The sequence below is a fragment of the Bartonella sp. WD12.1 genome (genome assembly GCF_002022415.1).
Lineage (GTDB): Bacteria > Pseudomonadota > Alphaproteobacteria > Rhizobiales > Rhizobiaceae > Bartonella.
On the sequence record NZ_MUBG01000001.1, the window covers coordinates 898,290 to 918,324 of the forward strand.

19 protein-coding genes and 2 tRNA genes are annotated in these 20,035 nt (G+C 37.9%); 7 read left to right on the forward strand and 14 right to left on the reverse strand.

What is annotated here, in order from left to right:
- Positions 1 to 18: 18 nt before the first annotated feature.
- The 8 genes from BWD121_RS03925 to rpsL form a co-directional block, all read right to left on the reverse strand.
- Entirely contained in the window at positions 19 to 312 is a 294-nt protein-coding gene (locus BWD121_RS03925) for a 50S ribosomal protein L23 (RefSeq protein WP_007477067.1), read from the reverse strand.
- The gene (gene rplD / locus BWD121_RS03930; protein WP_010703883.1) at positions 309 to 929 is read right to left on the reverse strand and encodes a 50S ribosomal protein L4; all 621 of its coding nucleotides are present in this window, start codon (positions 927 to 929) and stop codon (positions 309 to 311) included. The genes BWD121_RS03925 and rplD overlap by 4 nt, the downstream gene beginning before the upstream one ends.
- A 3-nt stretch (positions 930 to 932) precedes the next feature.
- Positions 933 to 1,667 carry a 50S ribosomal protein L3 gene (gene rplC / locus BWD121_RS03935; protein ID WP_078663468.1) on the reverse strand — a complete coding sequence of 245 codons (735 nt, stop codon included), beginning with the start codon at positions 1,665 to 1,667 and terminating at the stop codon, positions 933 to 935.
- 27 nt (positions 1,668 to 1,694) lie between these two features.
- Positions 1,695 to 2,003, reverse strand: a complete 309-nt coding sequence (rpsJ, locus tag BWD121_RS03940; protein ID WP_007477064.1) for a 30S ribosomal protein S10 — start codon at positions 2,001 to 2,003, stop codon at positions 1,695 to 1,697.
- A 65-nt stretch (positions 2,004 to 2,068) separates the two neighbouring features.
- A complete protein-coding gene (gene tuf, locus BWD121_RS03945; RefSeq protein ID WP_078663139.1) occupies positions 2,069 to 3,244 on the reverse strand; it encodes an elongation factor Tu in 1,176 nt (391 codons plus the stop codon).
- A 63-nt stretch (positions 3,245 to 3,307) separates the two neighbouring features.
- Entirely contained in the window at positions 3,308 to 5,392 is a 2,085-nt protein-coding gene (fusA, locus tag BWD121_RS03950) for an elongation factor G (RefSeq protein ID WP_078663469.1), read from the reverse strand.
- 27 nt (positions 5,393 to 5,419) lie between these two features.
- Entirely contained in the window at positions 5,420 to 5,890 is a 471-nt protein-coding gene (rpsG, locus tag BWD121_RS03955; RefSeq protein WP_007477054.1) for a 30S ribosomal protein S7, read from the reverse strand.
- Between the two features lie 19 nt (positions 5,891 to 5,909).
- Positions 5,910 to 6,281 carry a 30S ribosomal protein S12 gene (rpsL, locus tag BWD121_RS03960; RefSeq protein ID WP_007477052.1) on the reverse strand — a complete coding sequence of 124 codons (372 nt, stop codon included), beginning with the start codon at positions 6,279 to 6,281 and terminating at the stop codon, positions 5,910 to 5,912.
- 504 nt (positions 6,282 to 6,785) lie between these two features.
- On the opposite strand from rpsL, the gene xth reads away from it, so the two are divergent.
- From xth to BWD121_RS03985, 5 genes are all read left to right on the forward strand, one after another.
- Positions 6,786 to 7,577, forward strand: coding sequence for an exodeoxyribonuclease III (gene xth, locus BWD121_RS03965; RefSeq protein WP_078663470.1), 792 nt, complete (start codon positions 6,786 to 6,788; stop codon positions 7,575 to 7,577).
- 118 nt (positions 7,578 to 7,695) lie between these two features.
- Positions 7,696 to 8,604, forward strand: a complete 909-nt coding sequence (locus BWD121_RS03970) for a transporter substrate-binding domain-containing protein (protein WP_078663471.1) — start codon at positions 7,696 to 7,698, stop codon at positions 8,602 to 8,604.
- A 139-nt stretch (positions 8,605 to 8,743) separates the two neighbouring features.
- The gene (locus BWD121_RS03975) at positions 8,744 to 9,496 is read left to right on the forward strand and encodes an amino acid ABC transporter permease (RefSeq protein ID WP_078663472.1); all 753 of its coding nucleotides are present in this window, start codon (positions 8,744 to 8,746) and stop codon (positions 9,494 to 9,496) included.
- 2 nt (positions 9,497 to 9,498) lie between these two features.
- On the forward strand, positions 9,499 to 10,215 hold the full coding sequence (locus tag BWD121_RS03980; protein ID WP_078663473.1) for an amino acid ABC transporter permease: 717 nt from the start codon (positions 9,499 to 9,501) through the stop codon (positions 10,213 to 10,215).
- Between the two features lie 12 nt (positions 10,216 to 10,227).
- Positions 10,228 to 10,974 (forward strand): amino acid ABC transporter ATP-binding protein, encoded by a 747-nt coding sequence (locus tag BWD121_RS03985; RefSeq protein WP_078663474.1) that lies wholly within the window; start codon positions 10,228 to 10,230, stop codon positions 10,972 to 10,974.
- Positions 10,975 to 11,071: 97 nt separating this feature from the next.
- On the opposite strand, the gene BWD121_RS03990 is transcribed toward BWD121_RS03985, so the two are convergent.
- The 6 genes from BWD121_RS03990 to BWD121_RS04015 all read right to left on the reverse strand — a co-directional run bounded on the left by BWD121_RS03990 (position 11,072) and on the right by BWD121_RS04015 (position 18,025).
- Entirely contained in the window at positions 11,072 to 11,860 is a 789-nt protein-coding gene (locus tag BWD121_RS03990; protein ID WP_078663475.1) for a tetratricopeptide repeat protein, read from the reverse strand.
- Positions 11,861 to 12,049: 189 nt separating this feature from the next.
- A complete protein-coding gene (locus BWD121_RS03995) occupies positions 12,050 to 14,773 on the reverse strand; it encodes a valine--tRNA ligase (protein ID WP_078663476.1) in 2,724 nt (907 codons plus the stop codon).
- Between the two features lie 167 nt (positions 14,774 to 14,940).
- Entirely contained in the window at positions 14,941 to 15,507 is a 567-nt protein-coding gene (locus BWD121_RS04000; RefSeq protein ID WP_078663477.1) for a DUF2497 domain-containing protein, read from the reverse strand.
- 231 nt (positions 15,508 to 15,738) lie between these two features.
- Positions 15,739 to 17,016 carry a TolC family outer membrane protein gene (locus BWD121_RS04005; protein ID WP_197684861.1) on the reverse strand — a complete coding sequence of 426 codons (1,278 nt, stop codon included), beginning with the start codon at positions 17,014 to 17,016 and terminating at the stop codon, positions 15,739 to 15,741.
- Positions 17,017 to 17,074: 58 nt separating this feature from the next.
- A complete protein-coding gene (locus BWD121_RS04010) occupies positions 17,075 to 17,749 on the reverse strand; it encodes a protein-L-isoaspartate O-methyltransferase (RefSeq protein ID WP_078663478.1) in 675 nt (224 codons plus the stop codon).
- A 202-nt stretch (positions 17,750 to 17,951) separates the two neighbouring features.
- A tRNA-Cys gene (locus BWD121_RS04015) sits at positions 17,952 to 18,025 on the reverse strand.
- 187 nt (positions 18,026 to 18,212) lie between these two features.
- On the opposite strand from BWD121_RS04015, the gene BWD121_RS04020 reads away from it, so the two are divergent.
- Together BWD121_RS04020 and BWD121_RS04025 are read left to right on the forward strand one after the other, a co-directional pair.
- A tRNA-Asn gene (locus tag BWD121_RS04020) sits at positions 18,213 to 18,287 on the forward strand.
- Positions 18,288 to 18,760: 473 nt separating this feature from the next.
- Positions 18,761 to 19,588 (forward strand): outer membrane protein, encoded by an 828-nt coding sequence (locus BWD121_RS04025; RefSeq protein ID WP_078663479.1) that lies wholly within the window; start codon positions 18,761 to 18,763, stop codon positions 19,586 to 19,588.
- The last annotated feature ends 447 nt before the right edge of the window (positions 19,589 to 20,035 follow it).

Here is a 20,035-nt window from a genome sequence, read left to right on the forward strand (position 1 = left end):
TCTTATCTCCGAGCTTTATTAAAGACCTGTTGAAAGGTCAATTGAGTAACCTTTAGCCAATGTCACAATCGCTTTTTTGACATCATTCTGTCGACCAACAACACCTTTGAAACGCTTCACTTTACCCTTACGAATCGTTGTGTTAACAGCCTTAACCTTAACATTAAAAAGCGCCTCAATAGCTGCTTTGATTTCAGGTTTCATTGCTTTTGGTGCAACATTAAAAACAACTTGATTATATTCAGAAATCATAGTCGATTTCTCAGTAATAACCGGACTAATAATTACATCATAGTGGCGAAGATCCGTCATTTGAAACGCTCCTCAAGAGCCTCAACAGCTGCCTTCGATAAAACAAGCTTATTGCGACGCAAAATATCATAAACATTAATCCCCTGAACTGGTAAAACATCAATATTAGGGATATTAGATGCTGCACGAGAAAAATTCATATTTATTTCTTTTCCACCAATTAATAGGGCATTATTAAAACCAAGCTTAGAAAAACTCTTAGCAAGTACCTTAGTTTTAGCATCCTGAACATTAAGTTCATCAACTACAATCAAATCATTTGTCTTTAGCTTTACTGACAAAGCAAGACATAGCCCAAGCGCACGACTCTTTTTAGGAAGAATATGCACGTGACTACGAGCCACTGGACCATGTGCTTTACCACCACCTCGAAACTGCGGTGCGCGAGCAGATGAATGCCGGGCACGCCCAGTTCCTTTTTGTTTAAACATTTTCGCACCTGTCCGAGCCACATCCGAGCGCCCTTGTGACTGATGCGTTCCTTGCTGACGACGCGCAAGTTGCCAACGAACAACACGCTGGAGAATATCTTCACGCGGAGCGAGGCCGAAAATATGTTCAGAAACTTTTAACTTACCAGCTTCGTTGCCGTCAAGAGTTTTAATTACAAGATCCATTATTCATGCCTCCTCAACTTTAGAGGCCTCTACCACTGTAGCTGATTCAGTCTTTTTCTCCACAGAGCGACGAATCCCAGCAGGCTTTGGCGCATTATCAGGAAGACGCTTCTTTACAGCATCACGCACTAAAATCCAAGCCCCTTTAGAACCAGAGACAGCACCACGCACCAAAATCAAGCCACGATCAATATCAGTAGAAACAACTTCGATATTTTGCGTCGTCACACGTACCTGCCCCATATGACCAGCCATTTTTTTGCCTTTAAATACTTTACCCGGATCTTGGCATTGCCCCGTTGAACCATGAGCACGATGTGTAATTGAATTACCATGTGAAGCACGATGCCCACCAAAATTATGCCGCTTCATAACACCGGCAAAACCTTTACCGATACTTGTACCCGTTACATCAACTCTTTGCCCTGGAATAAAATGTTCCACTGTAATCTCAGTACCTACATCAAGTAAATTATCGGGACTAACACGAAATTCCGCCACTTTAGCTTTTGGCTCAACCACAGCCTTAGCAAAATGCCCACGGAGAGCTCGCGAAACATTTTTAACTTTCGCAAACCCCACACCTAATTGAACAGCAGTATAACCGTTCTTCTCAACTGTACGCTGAGCAATAACCTGACAATTCTCCAAACGAAGTACTGTCACTGGCACATGCTCACCAGCCTCATTATATATACGGGTCATACCCAGTTTTTGTGCTATTACACCTGAACGCATCGGGTTTGTTCCTTCTGTCCTCAAACCTCAGAGCTTAATTTCTACATCCACACCAGCAGAAAGGTCGAGCTTCATAAGAGCATCTACCGTTTGCGGTGTAGGATCAACAATATCAAGAAGACGCTTATGTGTGCGCATCTCAAATTGCTCACGACTTTTCTTATCAATGTGCGGCCCACGATTGACCGTAAACTTCTCAATCCGCGTCGGAAGCGGAATGGGACCACGGACATTGGCGCCAGTACGCTTGGCAGTCGACACAATTTCACGCGTCGACGCATCAAGAATCCGGTGATCAAACGCCTTTAAGCGAATGCGGATATTCTGACCATTCATATTCTTATTTCCCTGTCATACGGAGTAACTCTAACACCAAAGACACTTCTCACAATTTATTGATATTATTCAATAATCTTAGAAACGATACCAGCTCCGACAGTACGCCCTCCTTCACGGATAGCGAAACGAAGCTTTTCTTCCATTGCAATCGGAACAATTAAAGAAACATCCATTGCAACATTATCACCCGGCATAACCATTTCCGTACCTTCTGGAAGTGTAACAATTCCTGTCACATCCGTGGTGCGGAAATAAAACTGTGGACGATAATTCGTGAAAAACGGGGTATGACGACCCCCCTCATCTTTCGTCAAAATATAAGCCTCTGCTTTAAACTTGGTATGCGGCGTAACAGAACCAGGCTTTGCCAAAACTTGTCCACGCTCAATCCCTTCACGATCAATACCACGAAGCAATGCACCAATATTATCACCTGCCTGACCTTGATCTAAAAGCTTACGGAACATTTCAACACCTGTAACCGTCGTCTTAGAAGTCGGACGAATACCTATAATCTCGATTTCTTCACCAACTTTAATAATTCCACGCTCAACACGACCCGTTACAACCGTTCCACGCCCAGAGATCGAAAAAACATCCTCTATAGGCATCAAAAATGGCTGATCAACCGGACGCTCAGGCGTTGGGATATAATTATCAACCTCACTCATCAAACGACGAACCGCTTCTTCACCTATACTTTTATCTGAATCCTCAAGAGCTGCTAATGCAGAACCCTTAACTATCGGTATATCATCACCAGGGAAGTCATATTTCGAAAGAAGCTCCCGAACTTCAAGCTCAACAAGCTCTAAAAGCTCAGCATCATCAACCTGATCAACCTTATTCAAAAAAACTACAATCGCAGGAACACCAACCTGACGTGCTAGCAAAATATGCTCACGTGTCTGAGGCATCGGTCCATCAGCTGCTGAAACAACCAAAATCGCACCGTCCATTTGCGCTGCACCTGTGATCATGTTCTTCACATAATCTGCGTGGCCCGGACAATCAACATGCGCATAGTGACGTTGCTCTGTTTCATACTCAACATGCGCTGTTGAAATGGTAATTCCACGGGCACGCTCCTCAGGCGCCGCATCAATTTGGTCATACGCTTTAAATTCACCAAAATATTTCGTAATCGCTGCTGTCAATGACGTCTTCCCATGGTCAACGTGACCTATCGTTCCTATATTAACATGCGGCTTCGTACGTTCAAATTTGCTCTTTGCCATTTGAGCTCTCCATTTTCTGTCCAGATCAAGGACTAAGTTTAAAGTTAATACGTAATCGGAAGATCACGCGTATTTTTTCTGAATTTCCTGCGCCACAGCTAAAGGAACAGGCTCATAATGATTAAATTGCATTGTATATTGAGCACGCCCCTGACTCATTGAACGAAGCGTATTCACATAACCAAACATATTCGCCAAGGGAACCATTGCATTTACTACTGTTGCAATACCACGCACCTCAGTACCTGAAATTTGACCTCGGCGAGAATTTAAATCACCAATTACATCTCCCATATAATCCTCTGGAGTCACAACCTCCACCTTCATGATTGGTTCAAGAAGCTGTGCACCTGCCTTCTGTGCCCCCTCTCGAAAAGCTGCACGCGCAGCAATTTCAAAAGCTAAAACAGAAGAATCAACATCATGATAACCACCATCAATTAGAGTAGCCTTCACACCAAGCATGGGAAAACCTGCGAGAGACCCTGATCCCATAACGCTTTCAATACCCTTCTGAACACCTGGAATATATTCCTTAGGAACAGCACCACCAACAATTTTTGATTCAAATACAAAATCATCACCGTCATGAGGCTCAAAAATAATCTTCACACGAGCAAATTGCCCAGCACCACCAGATTGTTTTTTATGAGTATAGTCAATTTCTGCAACTTTCGTAATTGTTTCACGATAAGCAACCTGTGGTTGACCTACATTAGCTTCAACCTTAAATTCACGCCGCATACGATCAACAATAATATCAAGATGCAATTCTCCCATTCCAGCTATAATTGTTTGACCAGATTCCTCATCTGATTTAACACGAAATGAAGGATCTTCCGCAGCCAAACGATTAAGTGCAATACCCATTTTTTCTTGATCTGCTTTCGTTTTCGGCTCAATCGCAATCTCAATGACAGGCTCAGGAAATTCCATTCTCTCTAGAATAACAGGCTTCAAAGGATCACAAAGAGTATCACCTGTCGTTGTTTCCTTAAGACCCGCAAGAGCAACAATATCACCTGCAAATGCCTCCTCAATATCTTCACGAGAATTTGAGTGCATCTGAAGTATACGCCCTAAACGTTCCCTTTTTCCCTTCACCGTGTTCTCAAGAGAAATACCTCTCTGAACCTTACCAGAATAAATACGACAGAAAGTTAATGACCCAACAAATGGATCATTCATAATCTTAAAAGCAAGCATAGAAAGCGGAGCATCATCTGAAGACTCACGTGTTGTCTCAGTTTCAGTTTTAACATCAATGCCATTAATAGCTGGAACATCAACCGGAGAAGGAAGATAAGAAACAATAGCATCTAATAGCGGCTGAATCCCTTTGTTTTTAAAGGCAGTACCACAAAGAACCGGATGAAACTGAACCTCTATTGTTCCCTTACGAATAAGAGCCACAAGCTGCTCATCAGTTGGCATAACACCGTCCAAATAAGCCTCCATAGCAGCTTCATCAACCTCAACTGCCATTTCAACTAATTTCTCACGATATTCTTCTGCTTTTTCTTTTAACTCGACTGGAATTTCACCTACTGTAGCCGAAGCACCAATAGAACCATCCCACTTCAACGCCTTCATCTCAACAAGATCAATAACGCCTTCAAAATCATTCTCAGAACCAATTGGCAACTGAATAACAAGCGCCTTAGCACCTAATCGTGAACCAACCATTTCTACACTACGATTAAAGTCAGCTCCAATTTTATCCATTTTATTAACAAAAACCATGCGTGGTACATGATATTTCTCAGCCTGCCGCCAAACTGTTTCCGTTTGAGGCTCTACACCAGCATTAGCATCTAATAAAGCTATCGCACCATCAAGAACACGTAAAGAACGCTCAACCTCAATTGTAAAATCAACATGCCCTGGCGTATCAATAATATTAAAACGTCTACTCCGGCCATCACGCCCTTTCCAAAAAGTTGTCGTCGCAGCAGATGTAATTGTAATACCACGCTCTTGCTCTTGCTCCATCCAATCCATTGTAGAAGCGCCATCATGAGTTTCACCAATTTTATGGTTTTTACCGGTATAGAACAAAATACGCTCAGTCATCGTGGTCTTACCCGCATCAATATGCGCCATAATACCAAAATTACGATAGTCTTCGATTTTATATTCGCGAGCCATTCTATTTGCCTTAGATTTACAATATACCTACCAGCGATAATGAGAAAATGCACGGTTAGCCTCAGCCATACGGTGCACATCCTCACGCTTTTTCACTGCAGAACCACGATTATTAGCCGCATCCACCAACTCTCCAGAAAGACGATCAATCATTGTCGTCTCATTACGCCCACGCGCCGCCACAATTAACCAACGAATAGCAAGAGCCTGACGACGATCAGGACGAACATCTATCGGAACCTGATAAGTAGCACCACCAACACGGCGCGAACGAACTTCAATATGTGGAGCAACATTTTCCAATGCCTGATGAAACAAAGCTACAGGATCTGTTTTTACTTTACTCTCAACCGCATCAAGCGCACCATAAACAATGCGCTCAGCAACAGATTTTTTACCATCAAACATAATGGCATTCATAAACTTTGTAATTACCAAATCACCAAACTTAGGATCTGGATTAATTTCACGTTTTTCTGCTCTATGGCGACGGGACATCGGCTTTGTCTCTCAGTATTTATTTCGGACGTTTCGCGCCATATTTTGAACGGCGCTGTTTACGATTTTTAACACCCTGTGTATCAAGCAAACCACGAATAATGTGATAACGAACTCCAGGTAAATCCTTTACACGACCACCACGAATCATCACAACAGAGTGTTCTTGAAGATTATGTCCCTCACCAGGAATATAACCGATAACCTCAAATCCATTTGTTAAACGAACCTTGGCAACTTTACGAAGAGCAGAATTAGGCTTCTTCGGTGTTGTTGTATAGACACGAGTACAAACGCCACGTTTTTGCGGGTTTGCCTGAAGGGCAGGAACCTTATTACGCTTAACCGGCGCTACACGTGGTTTGCGAATCAACTGGTTTACGGTAGGCATACAACCTTCCTCTTTCAATCTACGTTCATCTTGCCCACTTGGGCTTTTTTACCTTAATGCCTATCCCGATACAATTGGAATAAAGACTTAAGCTTACACATAAAATCGGGCATGCTTAATAGACAGCTTACCCGACTAAAAGCAGAGGAGGCATTAGCCTCTTGCACTAGTATTGGTTTTTAAATTTTTAAAAACAAATTCTGTTTAAGATGAATCTCAGGGCAAAACCCTAAAATATTAATCACTCTCACATCGATCATGATGATTTTTAATAACGAGAACATATACATTCGTCAAGTATTAAACAGCAGAAAGTTTGTAAAAATGAAAATAAAGTAACATTACGGCACTTTTACAAATTTGGTTTTTAAAGAAACTATTGTAAAGAAAGTCGCTGCTGTAATAATTCCATCCAACAAAAATAACTGCAATATATTAGAGTTTTCAACATACTATTCTGTAATTACTTGCTAATTGTATATATAATGCTTAAAAGTTAATATTATGAAAATTGCAACATGGAACATTGCTGGAATAAAAGCACGACATGACACACTATGTAAATGGCTGCAAAAAAATCAGCCTGATATAGTTTGCTTACAAGAAATTAAATGTATTGATGCAAATTTTCCACGTGATGAAATTGAAACTTTAGGATATCATATAGAGACACATGGACAAAAAAGTTTCAATGGCGTTGCGCTTCTTTCTAAAAAAAGACCTGATGAACTCATTCGTCGATTGCCAGGTGATGACAATGACGAGCAAGCACGTTATATTGAAGCCGTTTACTCAACAAATAAAGGGATTATCCGTGTTGCTTCCCTTTATCTTCCGAATGGTAATCCCATCAATAGCGAAAAATATCTTTATAAAATGAAATGGATGGAGAGATTGTATACACATGCAAAATCATTACTTGCATATGAAGATCCTCTTGTTCTAGCTGGTGATTATAATGTCATCCCAACCCCATTGGATGCAAAAAAACCTGACGAATGGAAAAATGACGCTTTATTTCTTCCACAAACACGACAAGCGTTCCAACGCATTATTTATTTAGGTTTTTATGACTCTATTCGTAACGTTACAGATGATTCTTCTTTTAGTTTTTGGGATTTTCAAGCTGGCGCATGGCGAAAAAACAATGGCATTCGTATTGATCACTTATTATTATCCCCAGAAGCTGCAGATCAACTTGTTTGCGCTTACAGTCAAACAGAAGTAAGAGGATATGAAAAGCCATCAGACCATGTTCCTGTTTGGATTGAGCTCAACTCTAATTTAAAAATTTAACCTTGTTATGAGGATAATTAAAAAAATACCCACTTTGAATAATAAACATGTTACATTGCGTGTAAAAGATTTTTAAATATAATAATTAAGAACAAAAATAAAATAAATGGAGGAAATAATGAAAAAATCACTGTTGGCATTTAGTGCAGCGATTGTTATTGGGCTAACAAGTATGGTGCAAGCTCAAAATGACACACTGGAGAAAATTAAAACAACAGGAGAAATTACTTTAGGTGTTCGCGAATCATCTATAGGTTTAGCTTATGCTATTGGTAATGGTAAATATACAGGTTTTCATACAGAAATGGCAGAATATATCATTGATGATATTTCAAAAAAAATTGGTCAATCAATTAAAATCCATTATCTTCCTATCACGTCACAAAATCGGATTCCTCTGTTACAAAACGGAACTTATGATTTCGAATGTGGTTCTACAACAAATGATTCTTCTCGCAATAAAGAAGCAGCGTTTGCTTATACCACTTATATTGAAGAAGTTCGAATTGCTGTAAAGAAAAGTTCTGGTATTAAATCTATTGAAGATTTAAATGGTAAAACAGTTGCAACCACCACCGGTACAACATCTGTTCAACTTATCCGTAAAAATAAACGCGCAAAAAACATTAACTTCAAGGTTGTAACTGGTAAGGATCACGGAGATAGCTTTTTGTTGTTAGAATCTGGCCGTGCTGACGCATTTGTGATGGATGCTTCAATTCTCTCTGGGCATATTTCTAAATCAAAAAAACCATCCGATTATATAATTCTTGATACCGTGCTTTCAATTGAACCTATTGCCTGCATGCTTAAATTAAATGACAAAAACCTCGAGCAAGAAATCAACAATAGTATTATGCGGCAAATTAAAGATGGTTCACTTGAAAAACTTTACAATAAATGGTTTATGGAACCAATTCCTCCTACAAATACTGTTGTCAATCTTCCCTTATCCCAATCAACAAAATCCGCTTGGGAAAATCCCAACAATAAACCTCGGGAACATTATACAGAAAACAATTTGTAGTATTTGAATAAAGAGCAACCACATTCTCAAAAAATCAGTGTGGTTGTACTTTTTTAGCTTTTCAATAAATTTAGCATGTGTAATGCAGCTGATTTATCCACCCTACTAAGGGATGGACAACTTTAGGAAATGTTGACTAATGGACTTTTCTTTCCTTTGTATAGATGATCTTAATCAAACACCAGTAATTGGGTGTCTTGGAACTCCTGGTATAAGTCATACCTACTTGGACACACTGCTCGATGGCTTTAAAAATACCGCTATATTATCTGTCTCTTCATTAATATTAGCTGTATTTGTCGGTGTCATTATAGGGACAATACGCACTTTACCTCACACTTCCATCATCAACCGCGTTCTTCGTGCTATTGGTCGTGTTTGGGTAGAAATTATGCGCAATATCCCTCTGCTTGTACAAGTGTTTTTATGGTATTTTGTTGTCCCTAAAATTTATCCACCAGCAATAAATTTTTCACCTATTGTATTAATAACCTGTGCTTTAGGGTTCTTTACATCTGCACGTGTCGCAGAGCAAGTCCGTTCAGGTATTGAATCTATTTCTTCTGGCCAGCGTTATGCAGCCATGGCAATGGGATTTACTACTGGTCAAAGTTATCGCTATATCATATTACCACGTGCTATTCGTACAATCATGCCACCATTAACTTCAGAGGCAATGGGGATTGTAAAAAATTCATCTATAGCATTTGCCGTTTCTATTAATGAACTAATGCAGTTCCAATATCAAACAATTGAAGAAATAAGTCATGTTTACGAAAACTATTTGATTGTTACTATTCTTTATATTGCCATCGCTTTATTCATTTTTATTATGATGACAATCATTGAAAAAATGTTTAAAATTCCTAATCTTCAAACGGGGGGGCGTTGAATATGAAAGATTTTATGAATTCTTATTTTTGGCCTTATCTTTCTTTCAATTTTTCAGACTTTGATTTTTCATTTTTTACTTTTGATATATTCCTCTCTTATATTCTGCCAGGTCTGCTTTTTAGTGTCTTTTTAACACTTTTTGCAACGATATTTGGGCTTATCTTCGGCATATTGTTAGCAATGATGCGGCTTTCTTCTATTAAACTTTTTTCTTCGCTTGCCGTAATTTATATAACTGCCATGCGCTCAATACCACTTGTTATGGTTATCTTATGGTTTTTTGTACTCTTACCTTTCCTAACGGGAACGTCAATCGGCGCGAACAAATCAGCATTAATTACTTTTACTGCATTTGAAGCCGCTTATTTTGCTGAAATCATGCGCGCTGGCCTTTCTTCAATACCGCAAGGGCAAAAATATGCAGGACAAGCTCTTGGAATGACGTATTGGCAAAACATGTATATTGTACTTCTTCCCCAAGCCTTCAGAAACATGCTTCCTGTTTTTTTGACACAGGTTATTATTCTGTTTCAAGACACAACACTTGTTTATGCAATTAGTGGTAACAGTCTTTTAAACGGTTTTGATATTGTTTCTAACAATTTTGGCGTAAAACAAGAAGCTTACATTTTAGCCGCCATTTTCTATTTTGCTATCTGCTTTACATTGTCGCAGATAGTCTTATATCTCCAGAAAAAAATATCCATTATTCGCTAATAAGGAAAAAAAATGTCTACTCATATGATCGAAATGAAAAACGTTTCCAATTGGTACGGCGAAGTTAATATTCTTAAAAATTGCACAACCAATATTAATAAAGGGGAGGTTGTGGTAGTTTGTGGACCATCAGGTTCAGGGAAATCAACTTTCATTAAAACCATCAATGCTTTAGTACCTTTTCAAAAAGGCGAAATTTGGATCAATGGTGTACCAGTGCACTCAAAAAAAACAAATTTACCTAAATTGCGCAGTCACGTAGGAATGGTATTTCAACATTTTGAGCTTTTCCCACATTTATCTGTCACAGAAAATTTAACAATTGCGCAAATTAAAGTTCTAAAACGCAGTAAGAAAGAAGCACTTGAGCGTGGTTTATTGTATCTTGAACGTGTTGGACTTATCGAACATAAAAATAAGTACCCCGGTCAACTTTCAGGAGGCCAACAGCAACGTGTTGCTATTGCACGAGCTTTAACTATGGACCCACTTGTTATGCTTTTTGATGAACCAACCTCTGCCTTGGATCCCGAAATGGTAGGTGAAGTGTTAGATGTTATGATCAACTTAGCAGAAGAAGGTATGACAATGATTTGCGTAACCCATGAAATGAGTTTTGCGCAAAAAGTATCAAAACGCGTAATTTTCATGGATCAAGGAAAAATCCTTGAAGACTGCTCGTCAGAAGAATTCTTCTCTGATCCACAAGCTAGAACACCACGCGCACAAGAATTTTTATCAAAAATTCTCAATCATTAACTGTTATATTGTGTATGTAAGCCATTTTACTGTGAGTCTATACATAAAAAATTTTATGTATAGACATTAGAGGTGTATTATCCGCAAATAAAATTGCTTAAGAATTACCTTTTTCAAGAATATCAATAGCTAACGACATCGCTGTACGCCGTTCAAATTCATCACAAATAGCAAAAGCTCGTTCTTGCATAGGACGAATCCAACTTTGGTCTTTTGTGTTAGCCTTCTCATAAGCTGCAGTTAACATTGCTACACCACGAACCGTTTCCCCTGCTTGAAACAACATATTTCCGAGCATAGCCTGAGCAGAAGAATTTCCTTTCTTAGCTGCAAGCTGAAACCATCGGGCTGCTTGTACAGGATTTTTTTCCCCACCTTCGCCTTTTAAAAGCATGCTACCTAGATAATATTGAGCCTGAGGATTTCTATAATTCGTTGCAGCTTGCGTATAAAGATCAACTGCATAAGAAGGATCAGCTTTTACAGGAGAATCAGGAATACCCTTTCTAAGATATCCCGCAAGCTTAACTAATGCATCAGAAACATAACTTTCATTTTCAGAGCCAGGATCAGCACCTTTTTCAACGATATGTGCAAAAAAATTATATGCCTTATAATCATTTTCAGGCACACCGTCGCCATTTGCATAAATATAACCAAGTTTCCAATTTGCACCAATGTGGCCCATATTAGCAGCACAATGTAAAGCTGAAATAGCCTGATCTGTTTGTCCATTTTTATAAGCAGACATACCACGCTTAAAAAAATCAGATGAACGGTTAGTTACTTTCTGGGAAACGCTTACATCCGTTGCATAAACAGTAGAAAGCATCCCTAAAGTAATAACCATCGTAGCCATTTTGAACATTTTAAAGCTATTTATCATTAAAAGTTATCCAATCTCATTACAGCATCGGTGTTACTACAAATCTTAAAAAAACATGTATTTAACATGCATTACCTTTTAAAAATAAAGTATTACATAATTTCAATTTTTAAAATACATAATGAAAAAAACTATGAAATGTGTCACATTTAAATAATTTTTGACTTTCATAAAAATAAAAAATTTCAATTAAACCAAGCGCTCTAAAGCAAGCGATGTTTTATTCCTTGCAGCACGTAATTCGATGATTTTTTTACGTTCAATTTCAACAACTTCTAGTTTTGCATTCTCTATAAACTTTGGATTATTTAACCTAGCTGATATTTTTTCAATATCTTGTTCAATCTTATCGATATCTTTCATCAAACGGGCACGTTCAGCATTTAAATCAATCAACTGCTCCAGCGATAAACAAAAAGTCACCTCTCCTAAAACAATTTGTGCAGATCCAGATGGAATTTTATCAGAAAAACAAATCGTTTCAGCACGTGCTAATCTTTTAAGAACAGTATCATAGCGCTGCACACGTTCTTGTATTGTCCCCTCCCCCTCTATAATAACAAGAGGTGCTTGTGCAGCTGCTGGAACATTCATCTCAGAGCGCACAGAACGAATTTCACTAATAACGTCAATGAGCCAATTAACATCGATTGCAGCTTCTTCATCTACAAATGTTATCTGCGGCCATTGCGTCAATGCCAACATATTTTCACGCTTTATGCCCGACATTGCTGTGAGAGACCACAATTTTTCCGTCATATGAGGCATAAAAGGATGCAGCAGTTTATAAACTTCATCAAGAATCCAAGCAGTACATGCTTGCGCTTCTTTTTTGGAATCTTCGTCTGAACCTTGAAACACAGGTTTAAGAAATTCAAGATACCAATCGCATAATGTATTCCAAACAAATCGATAAAGTGCGCTAGCAGCCTCATTAAATTTATAGCTCTCAATACCAGCAGTCACTGCCGAAACAGTTTTGGATAATTCTGTTACAATCCAACGATTAAAAGTAAGTTTTGCTTCTTCCGGCTTAAAAGACAAACCATGCCTAACCCCATTCATTTCTGCAAATCGAGTGGCATTCCATAATTTTGTAGCAAAATTGCGATAACCTGCAACACGCGAAGGATCAAGTTTTACATCACGCCCCTGTGCTGCCATAATAGCTAAAGTGAAACGTAATGCATCTGCGCTATATTGATCAATAAGTTCTAGTGGATCAATAACGTTTCCCTTTGACTTTGACATCTTTGCACCCGTCTGATCCCGTACGAGAGCATGTACATAAACAGTCGAAAAAGGTATCTCACCCATAAAGTGAATACCCATCATCATCATACGGGCAACCCAGAAAAAAATAATATCAAATCCAGTAACTGATAGAGAAGTTGGATAAAATGTTTTTAATTCAGTCGTCTTCTGGGGCCAACCTAGTGTTGAAAAAGGCCACAAAGCTGATGAAAACCAGGTATCTAACACATCCTGATCACGCGTTAGCTGAACCTCTCTACCATAATGAGATAAAGCTGAAACTAAAGCTTCTTCTTCACTTTTTTCAACAAAAATCACACCATCAGGGCCATACCAAGCTGGAATCTGATGCCCCCACCATAATTGGCGAGAAATACACCAAGGTTGAATATTCTCCATCCAATTGAAATAAGTTTTCTCCCAACTGGCTGGAACAAATTGTGTTTTGCCTTGACGAACAGCCTCTACTGCCGGTTTTGCTAATTTTGCAGCATTGACGTACCATTGATCAGTTAAGAATGGTTCAATAGGCACTCCACTCCTATCACCATGAGGAACGGTGTGCAGATGATCATCAACTCTTACAAAATAACCCCGTTCCTTCATTAAAGATATGATCCGATTTCGCGCAACAAAACGATCACACCGATCTAAATCCTCCACTAATGCTTTCAATTCGTCTGATAAGACCAAACCATCAAAAAATGCCTCATTATCACGTAAAAAAACTTCAGCCTTTTGCGTTAAAATATTGATTAAGCGCAAGCCATTTCTCTGCCCTACTTCAAAATCATTAAAATCATGCGCTGGTGTAATTTTTACAGCACCACTTCCCTCTTCAGGATCAGCATAAGAATCACCAACAATCAATAATTTGCGACCAACAAGTGGTAAAATAGCATTTTGACCTATAAGATTTTTATAACGATCATCTTCAGGATTAACCGCAATACCCGTGTCACCAAGCATTGTTTCAGGCCGCGTTGTCGCAACTGTTATAAAAGTTGTTGAATCATTTGGATCAAAAACTTTACCTTCAAGCGGATATCTAAAATGCCACAAATGGCCTTTTATTTCTTTCGAATCCACTTCAAGATCTGAAATAGCTGTTAATAACTTGGGATCCCAATTAACCAAACGCTTGTCTTTATAAATCAACCCTTGCTTATAAAGCGCAACAAACACTTCACAAACGGCTTGAGACAACCCCTCATCCATTGTAAATCGTTCACGCGACCAATCACATGAAACACCAAGACGCCGTAGTTGGTTAACAATGATGCTTCCCGTCTCACGACGCCATTTCCAAACACGTTCGACAAATTTTTCCCTACCCATTTCTTGACGTGTTGGCTCTTGATGTTCTGCCAATTGGCGTTCAACAACCATTTGCGTCGCAATCCCTGCATGATCCAAACCAGGTTGCCATAATACGTTTTTACCCTTCATTCGCTGAAAACGTACCATAATATCTTGGATTGTCGTATTTAAAGCGTGCCCCATATGAAGTGAGCCCGTTACATTCGGTGGGGAAAGCATAACGCAAAAAGGCTCTGCACCTAGTTTTGAACCAGCTCCCGCCTTAAAAACACCATGAGCCTCCCACTCTTTTGCGATCTGTGGCTCTATGGAAGCGGCATCATAGTTTTTTTCTATCATTCTTTTACCCACTTACTCATAACACCACGAAAAAACGTAACTTATAACCTAATATCCAGCAAACATTATTCGCAAACGTTACCTACTTAAAATGGCCTCACAAAATTACAAACTAGCTTTTACAATAAAAGGAAAATACCAAATAGCTAAAAGTAACAAACAAACACTTAAGATAAATTCTTAATTGTCTTAGTGATCTCTTCACGCAAAATCTTTTTAACAAAAACAGGTAATTGACGCTGTAACCATTCTGCTATAACCGGGCGCAAAATGTCCTCTGCAATTTTCTCTGCAGAAGAGACAAAATATGGAGATAGCTCTACACAATCAGAAACTGTATTTTCTTTCTGCGATACAAATGCCTTAGTATTATATTGTTTTGTTTTATGAACAGAAGCCTGTTCTTCGGAAGAAAGTTTTGTTGCTTGTACACCCATACTAACTGTATTATCCTCTACATTTGTGTTATCTTGCACTTGAGTCAGAGAAAAATCTTCGTCATCAGAGGAAAGGCCAATACGGTCAGCCAAAGCTTTCATTGCATCATCAACGGATAAAGTGGTTTCACAAACATTTTCCGAAGATACCTCTGAGTGCTTTTCAGAAGAACCATCAGCAAGAGTTTCATTTACAAAATGATCAGCCTGAACCGCATTCTCTTCAATGATTTCACGAATGGATGTCAAAATCTCATCCATACTTGGCTCACGTAACGCATTTGAACTCTGTACCATATTAAAAACCTCTTAAAAACGCAAAACAATGCATTAGTGTAATAAAAGAATTATAAGATTGCCATGTCTCTTCATACGAAATATGACGCCACACACAACTTTCTTTCTTCAGTTAATGAATTTCCCCGCTTAAATGAAATTACATGTAAACAATATATTTTTCAATATGATTAGCAATTTGATTTGTTTATCCTCTAAATGCTAATCACTATATACACATAGGTTATAATTTCAGCGAGTATATTTAACTGTCCTCAAACCTAAATAATTTGCAGTCAATTTTCCAATAGAAGATTGAACACTATAGCTTGCAACCACAACATCCCGTTCTGCAATTGCCAGTGCAATTTGGGCATTAATTAACTGAGTTCGAGAGTTCAAAACATCTAATGTAGTTGCCTGCCCCACCCGATTTTCTTGAATACGACCTTTAAGAGCAATTTCAGCAGCACGAACACTCTCACGATAAGCAATAACAGACGCACGTGCACCCTCTAACTGAAACCAGGCAGCAGTTAACGCTTGTCTTACACCATTTTGAGCTACAGTAAGTTGGAGACGAGCCTGTTCAAACTGCTCTTTTGATTGACGAACCTGCGCAGATGTACGTCCACCTTCAAAAATTGGAACACTCAATGAAACTCCAACCGATTGAGAAACCCCATTCTCACCAGGGCCACTATAAATTCGATTATAAGACACTGTTGTGGAAAAATCTACTTTAGGAAGCAAAGCCCCCTCTTTTGCTTTTACATTATAAGAACTGGCATCAGTCAAATATCTTGCATAAAGAATCGCTGGATGCATGATATCACCAACTCGATAACCAATATCAAGATTCTCTGGAAGCTCTGTCGCCACTGGTGGGCGTTCTAACTGTGTAGGATCTGAACCAATGATTTGACGATAAATGGCTTCCATTGCCTTCACATCAGCACAAGCGAGACTAAATTCAGAAACAGCTACAGAACGCGCCGCCTGTGCTTGAGCAAAATCTACATGAGCCCCTTCCCCTACATTTAACCTTGCTTCATTTGAACGAACTTGCTCTTCAAGAGCAGCTAAATTTTCCCGACGAAGATCAGCAATACGACGTGCTTTATACACATTAGCATATGCTGTTACAGCATCCAAAAACATATTTTGTTCAGCATTGCGAAGATATTCACGTTGTGCTTGTGTTTTAACTTGAGCTGAAAAAAATGTATTTTGCGTCACAAAACCGTCAAATAATCTTTGACTCAACTTTATTCCTACAGATCCACCTGTTACGGTGTTATTCCGACCATAGGTTCCAATACCTTCAATTTGTGGTAAAAAATTTGAGCGTGCAATGACCATATCATCATCTGATATACGCACAGCAGCACGTTCGCTATTCAACTTGGCATTATACATATAAGCTTCAGCCAAAGCATCTTTCAACGTACCAGCATGAGCAGATCCTGATATAAAAACATCCAGTATTAGCAATAAACATGCCTGAAGTTTTTTATTTATTTTAAGCACACTATAAATCCTAAACTTACCACACAACTCTTTGCATATTCATGGATGAAATTAAATATTAAAACACAAAATCGAATGTCTTTAAAAAACCAGGAAGGGGTTTTACAGCAAGGTTAAAACTACGACGAACTGAAATAACCTTGTCTTCTTTTATATAAATTTGTGCAACACCTGCACCACCATGCCCTTCAACCACAACAAGACGCCCACCTTCTTTCATTTGATCAAAAATACCATCAGGAATAAAATCAACAGCGCCTTCGATAAAAATCACATCATAAGGCCCCTTAGCAGCATAACCCTGCTCTAATGGTCCATGAACAACAACCACATTATCACACTGATGATATTTTAAAAGCTTATCTGCTTGTTCTACAAGCGTTTTATTACTTTCCAACGCAACAACAGACCTAGCAATCTTTGAAAACAATGCTGCACAATAACCACTATTTGCGCCAATATTTAGCACGTTATCTGATGGTTTTATAGCTGCAAGTTGTAGTAATTTTGCTAAAGACGCAGGCTTCATCAAATAGCATGCACGTAAATCATCTTGCGCTGGAAAAACAACGATATCCCCATCAAGATAACTTAAATCCTTAACGTCTTCTGAGACAAAATCTTCACGCGGCACCGTTAAAAATGCCTCAAGAATTGATAAATCCGTTACATCTACTGTACGAATTTGATTGTCAACCATTTTGCGGCGAAGTTCTGCAAAATCTGCAACCATAACTAGTTTTTTCTCCTAATGCATAACAAAAACCACAATCAAAATGGCGGTAATAAAAGCGTAATACTTTTCATTGTGAATGTGACAAAAAAGCATGTTACAGTCAATAACAAGATTCTAATTACGCTAATTTTCCATATAAAGCTAACTTCACTCGAAAAATTAAAAATACTATTTAAAAATTATTTTAATCCAAATCAAGTGGAGGCCTCGCCCGGAATCGAACCGGGATACAAGGATTTGCAGTCCTCTGCGTAACCATTCCGCCACGAGGCCTCGTCAATAAATATCAAAATTGTCAATAAGGGAAGGTAATGCATCCGTCAAGATACAGTAATCTTTCTTGGGTCTTTTTTATTCTTTTTATGCAATTTTTGAATTTTTTTTTTAAAAAAGTAATTTTACCCTTTGCAAATGGATATTGCTTTGCTATAGCCCTTGCACTAAACTAAATTAGTGTTATTCCTCGGTAGCTCAGTGGTAGAGCAACCGGCTGTTAACCGGTTGGTCGCTGGTTCGAATCCGGCCCGGGGAGCCATTTTTTTAAGCAGTTATTTGCTTTTCATTATTGGATGTTATGATTAGAAATATTTTAATTAAAATTAAGATTTTCTAACTTTCCTTTAAAGATATTATTGAGATTACCTTGAAATTTTTTGAATGCGTTTTCCTTACACAAACGTTTTCCATACGTTCTCCATATTCATCATATTTTTAAATGCCTCTTGTTAAGTCTGAATTGATGCTACTTAGAAAAATATTTTGAGAAGAATCTTAATTTTTAAAACACATTACAATAGAGTTTTGCTCACGTAGTATAATAGACAAATTTCGAGCAAACAAAAAAATACAAAACGGTTGATATTTGTTTTATTTTTGAAGTACGAAAAGAAGTTATTGCTTTTTGTGTGGAACTTCATTTTTGCCTATACTTGTATCATTTTTACTACAGATTTTTTATGAAAAAAAATGTATCGTTATATGGTTTAGTGTATAACTTTGGAGCAACATATGAATACTAAATGTTTAATCACCGCATCTATTTTTACTTTGGTTGCATCTTCTGCAGCACAAGCAGAAAGTGGTAGAATTTCTCAAGAATCAATGTCTGTTGTTCTACCAAATGTCGTTGCTCCTTCTTTTTCTTGGACAGGTTTCTATTTTGGTGGTCAAATTGGTGGTTTTTCGAGTAAGACTGCTCTAAATTTAGATTTAAAAGGTATTGGTTCTACAAAATTATCATCAACTGAGAAAAATTTATTACCAAAACTTTCGGGCTTTATGGGTGGTCTTTACGCAGGAGTTAATTTTGATCTTAATAATAGCCTTATTCTAGGTGTTGATACTGATGTAATTTGGTCTGATAAAAAAGATACAAAGGTTATCAAACATAGTGGATATAAAATGAGAGATGGGGGGCGTGGATTGCAGAGGCGAAATCTTTTGCAAGAAGCAGTGTCAAGTGATGAATTATTAGAAAAATTTGTTGTAACCATAAGTCATACTTTAAAACAAAAGTGGGCTGGTGCTACACGAATGCGTGTAGGTTTTGCTGTTGACCATATTATGCCTTATATTGCTGGTGGTGTTGCTTATACGCAGATTCAAGATATCTTATTGGCCTCAATTGAAGTAAAAAAAGATAAAATAGTAGATGAAACCAAAGCAATGATTGGTTACACTTTTGGTGGTGGTGTCGATTTTGCAATGATGGATGACCTCATTTTACGCACAGAATACCGTTTCTCGAATTTTGGTAAAAAGAAATTTATTAAAGATAAATTTGAAATTGATTATAAAACCAATGATTTCCGTGTTGGTGTGTCTTATAAATTCTGATCTTTATAAGATATAATTGGCTAAGAAGTTCTGTTATTTTTTGCTCGGAATTTTATAAATATCTTTCGAAGATTTATGTACTTCATGCTTTTGCAAATAGTGTTTTAGTTATAATATAGCCTTTAAAACAATAAAATAAGTTCATAGTGAGTTGTATTTAAAAGTAATACAAAGGGGTGAAGCTATTTTTTGAATAGGGTTTTACTTTTCAGAGTTTTCTCTCTTTTCTTGGTTATTGTTTATCTTCCACTTCAAGTTTGTAATTGGTATTTAATGTGAATTTTCAAGCTTTTTAAGGAAGCTTTTAGGTTCAGTTTAACATAAACCAATTTAATTCATTTTTTAATTAAAAGATAGCTACAATTTATTGAAAATAAAAAATAATTAAAATATTATAGTTCTCAATTTTCAAATAACATAATATAATTCATCTTTTAAATTAAAGAT

Excerpts from the sequence above, each read along its gene's own strand:
- BWD121_RS03925 (WP_007477067.1), bottom strand. The coding sequence starts at position 312 with ATGACGGATCTTCGCCACTATGATGTAATTATTAGTCCGGTTATTACT.
- rplD (WP_010703883.1), bottom strand. The coding sequence starts at position 929 with ATGGATCTTGTAATTAAAACTCTTGACGGCAACGAAGCTGGTAAGTTA.
- rplC (WP_078663468.1), bottom strand. The coding sequence starts at position 1,667 with ATGCGTTCAGGTGTAATAGCACAAAAACTGGGTATGACCCGTATATAT.
- rpsJ (WP_007477064.1), bottom strand. The coding sequence starts at position 2,003 with ATGAATGGTCAGAATATCCGCATTCGCTTAAAGGCGTTTGATCACCGG.
- tuf (WP_078663139.1), bottom strand. The coding sequence starts at position 3,244 with ATGGCAAAGAGCAAATTTGAACGTACGAAGCCGCATGTTAATATAGGA.
- fusA (WP_078663469.1), bottom strand. The coding sequence starts at position 5,392 with ATGGCTCGCGAATATAAAATCGAAGACTATCGTAATTTTGGTATTATG.
- rpsG (WP_007477054.1), bottom strand. The coding sequence starts at position 5,890 with ATGTCCCGTCGCCATAGAGCAGAAAAACGTGAAATTAATCCAGATCCT.
- rpsL (WP_007477052.1), bottom strand. The coding sequence starts at position 6,281 with ATGCCTACCGTAAACCAGTTGATTCGCAAACCACGTGTAGCGCCGGTT.
- xth (WP_078663470.1), top strand. The coding sequence starts at position 6,786 with ATGAAAATTGCAACATGGAACATTGCTGGAATAAAAGCACGACATGAC.
- BWD121_RS03970 (WP_078663471.1), top strand. The coding sequence starts at position 7,696 with ATGAAAAAATCACTGTTGGCATTTAGTGCAGCGATTGTTATTGGGCTA.
- BWD121_RS03975 (WP_078663472.1), top strand. The coding sequence starts at position 8,744 with ATGGACTTTTCTTTCCTTTGTATAGATGATCTTAATCAAACACCAGTA.
- BWD121_RS03980 (WP_078663473.1), top strand. The coding sequence starts at position 9,499 with ATGAAAGATTTTATGAATTCTTATTTTTGGCCTTATCTTTCTTTCAAT.
- BWD121_RS03985 (WP_078663474.1), top strand. The coding sequence starts at position 10,228 with ATGTCTACTCATATGATCGAAATGAAAAACGTTTCCAATTGGTACGGC.
- BWD121_RS03990 (WP_078663475.1), bottom strand. The coding sequence starts at position 11,860 with ATGATAAATAGCTTTAAAATGTTCAAAATGGCTACGATGGTTATTACT.
- BWD121_RS03995 (WP_078663476.1), bottom strand. The coding sequence starts at position 14,773 with ATGATAGAAAAAAACTATGATGCCGCTTCCATAGAGCCACAGATCGCA.
- BWD121_RS04000 (WP_078663477.1), bottom strand. The coding sequence starts at position 15,507 with ATGGTACAGAGTTCAAATGCGTTACGTGAGCCAAGTATGGATGAGATT.
- BWD121_RS04010 (WP_078663478.1), bottom strand. The coding sequence starts at position 17,749 with ATGGTTGCAGATTTTGCAGAACTTCGCCGCAAAATGGTTGACAATCAA.
- BWD121_RS04025 (WP_078663479.1), top strand. The coding sequence starts at position 18,761 with ATGAATACTAAATGTTTAATCACCGCATCTATTTTTACTTTGGTTGCA.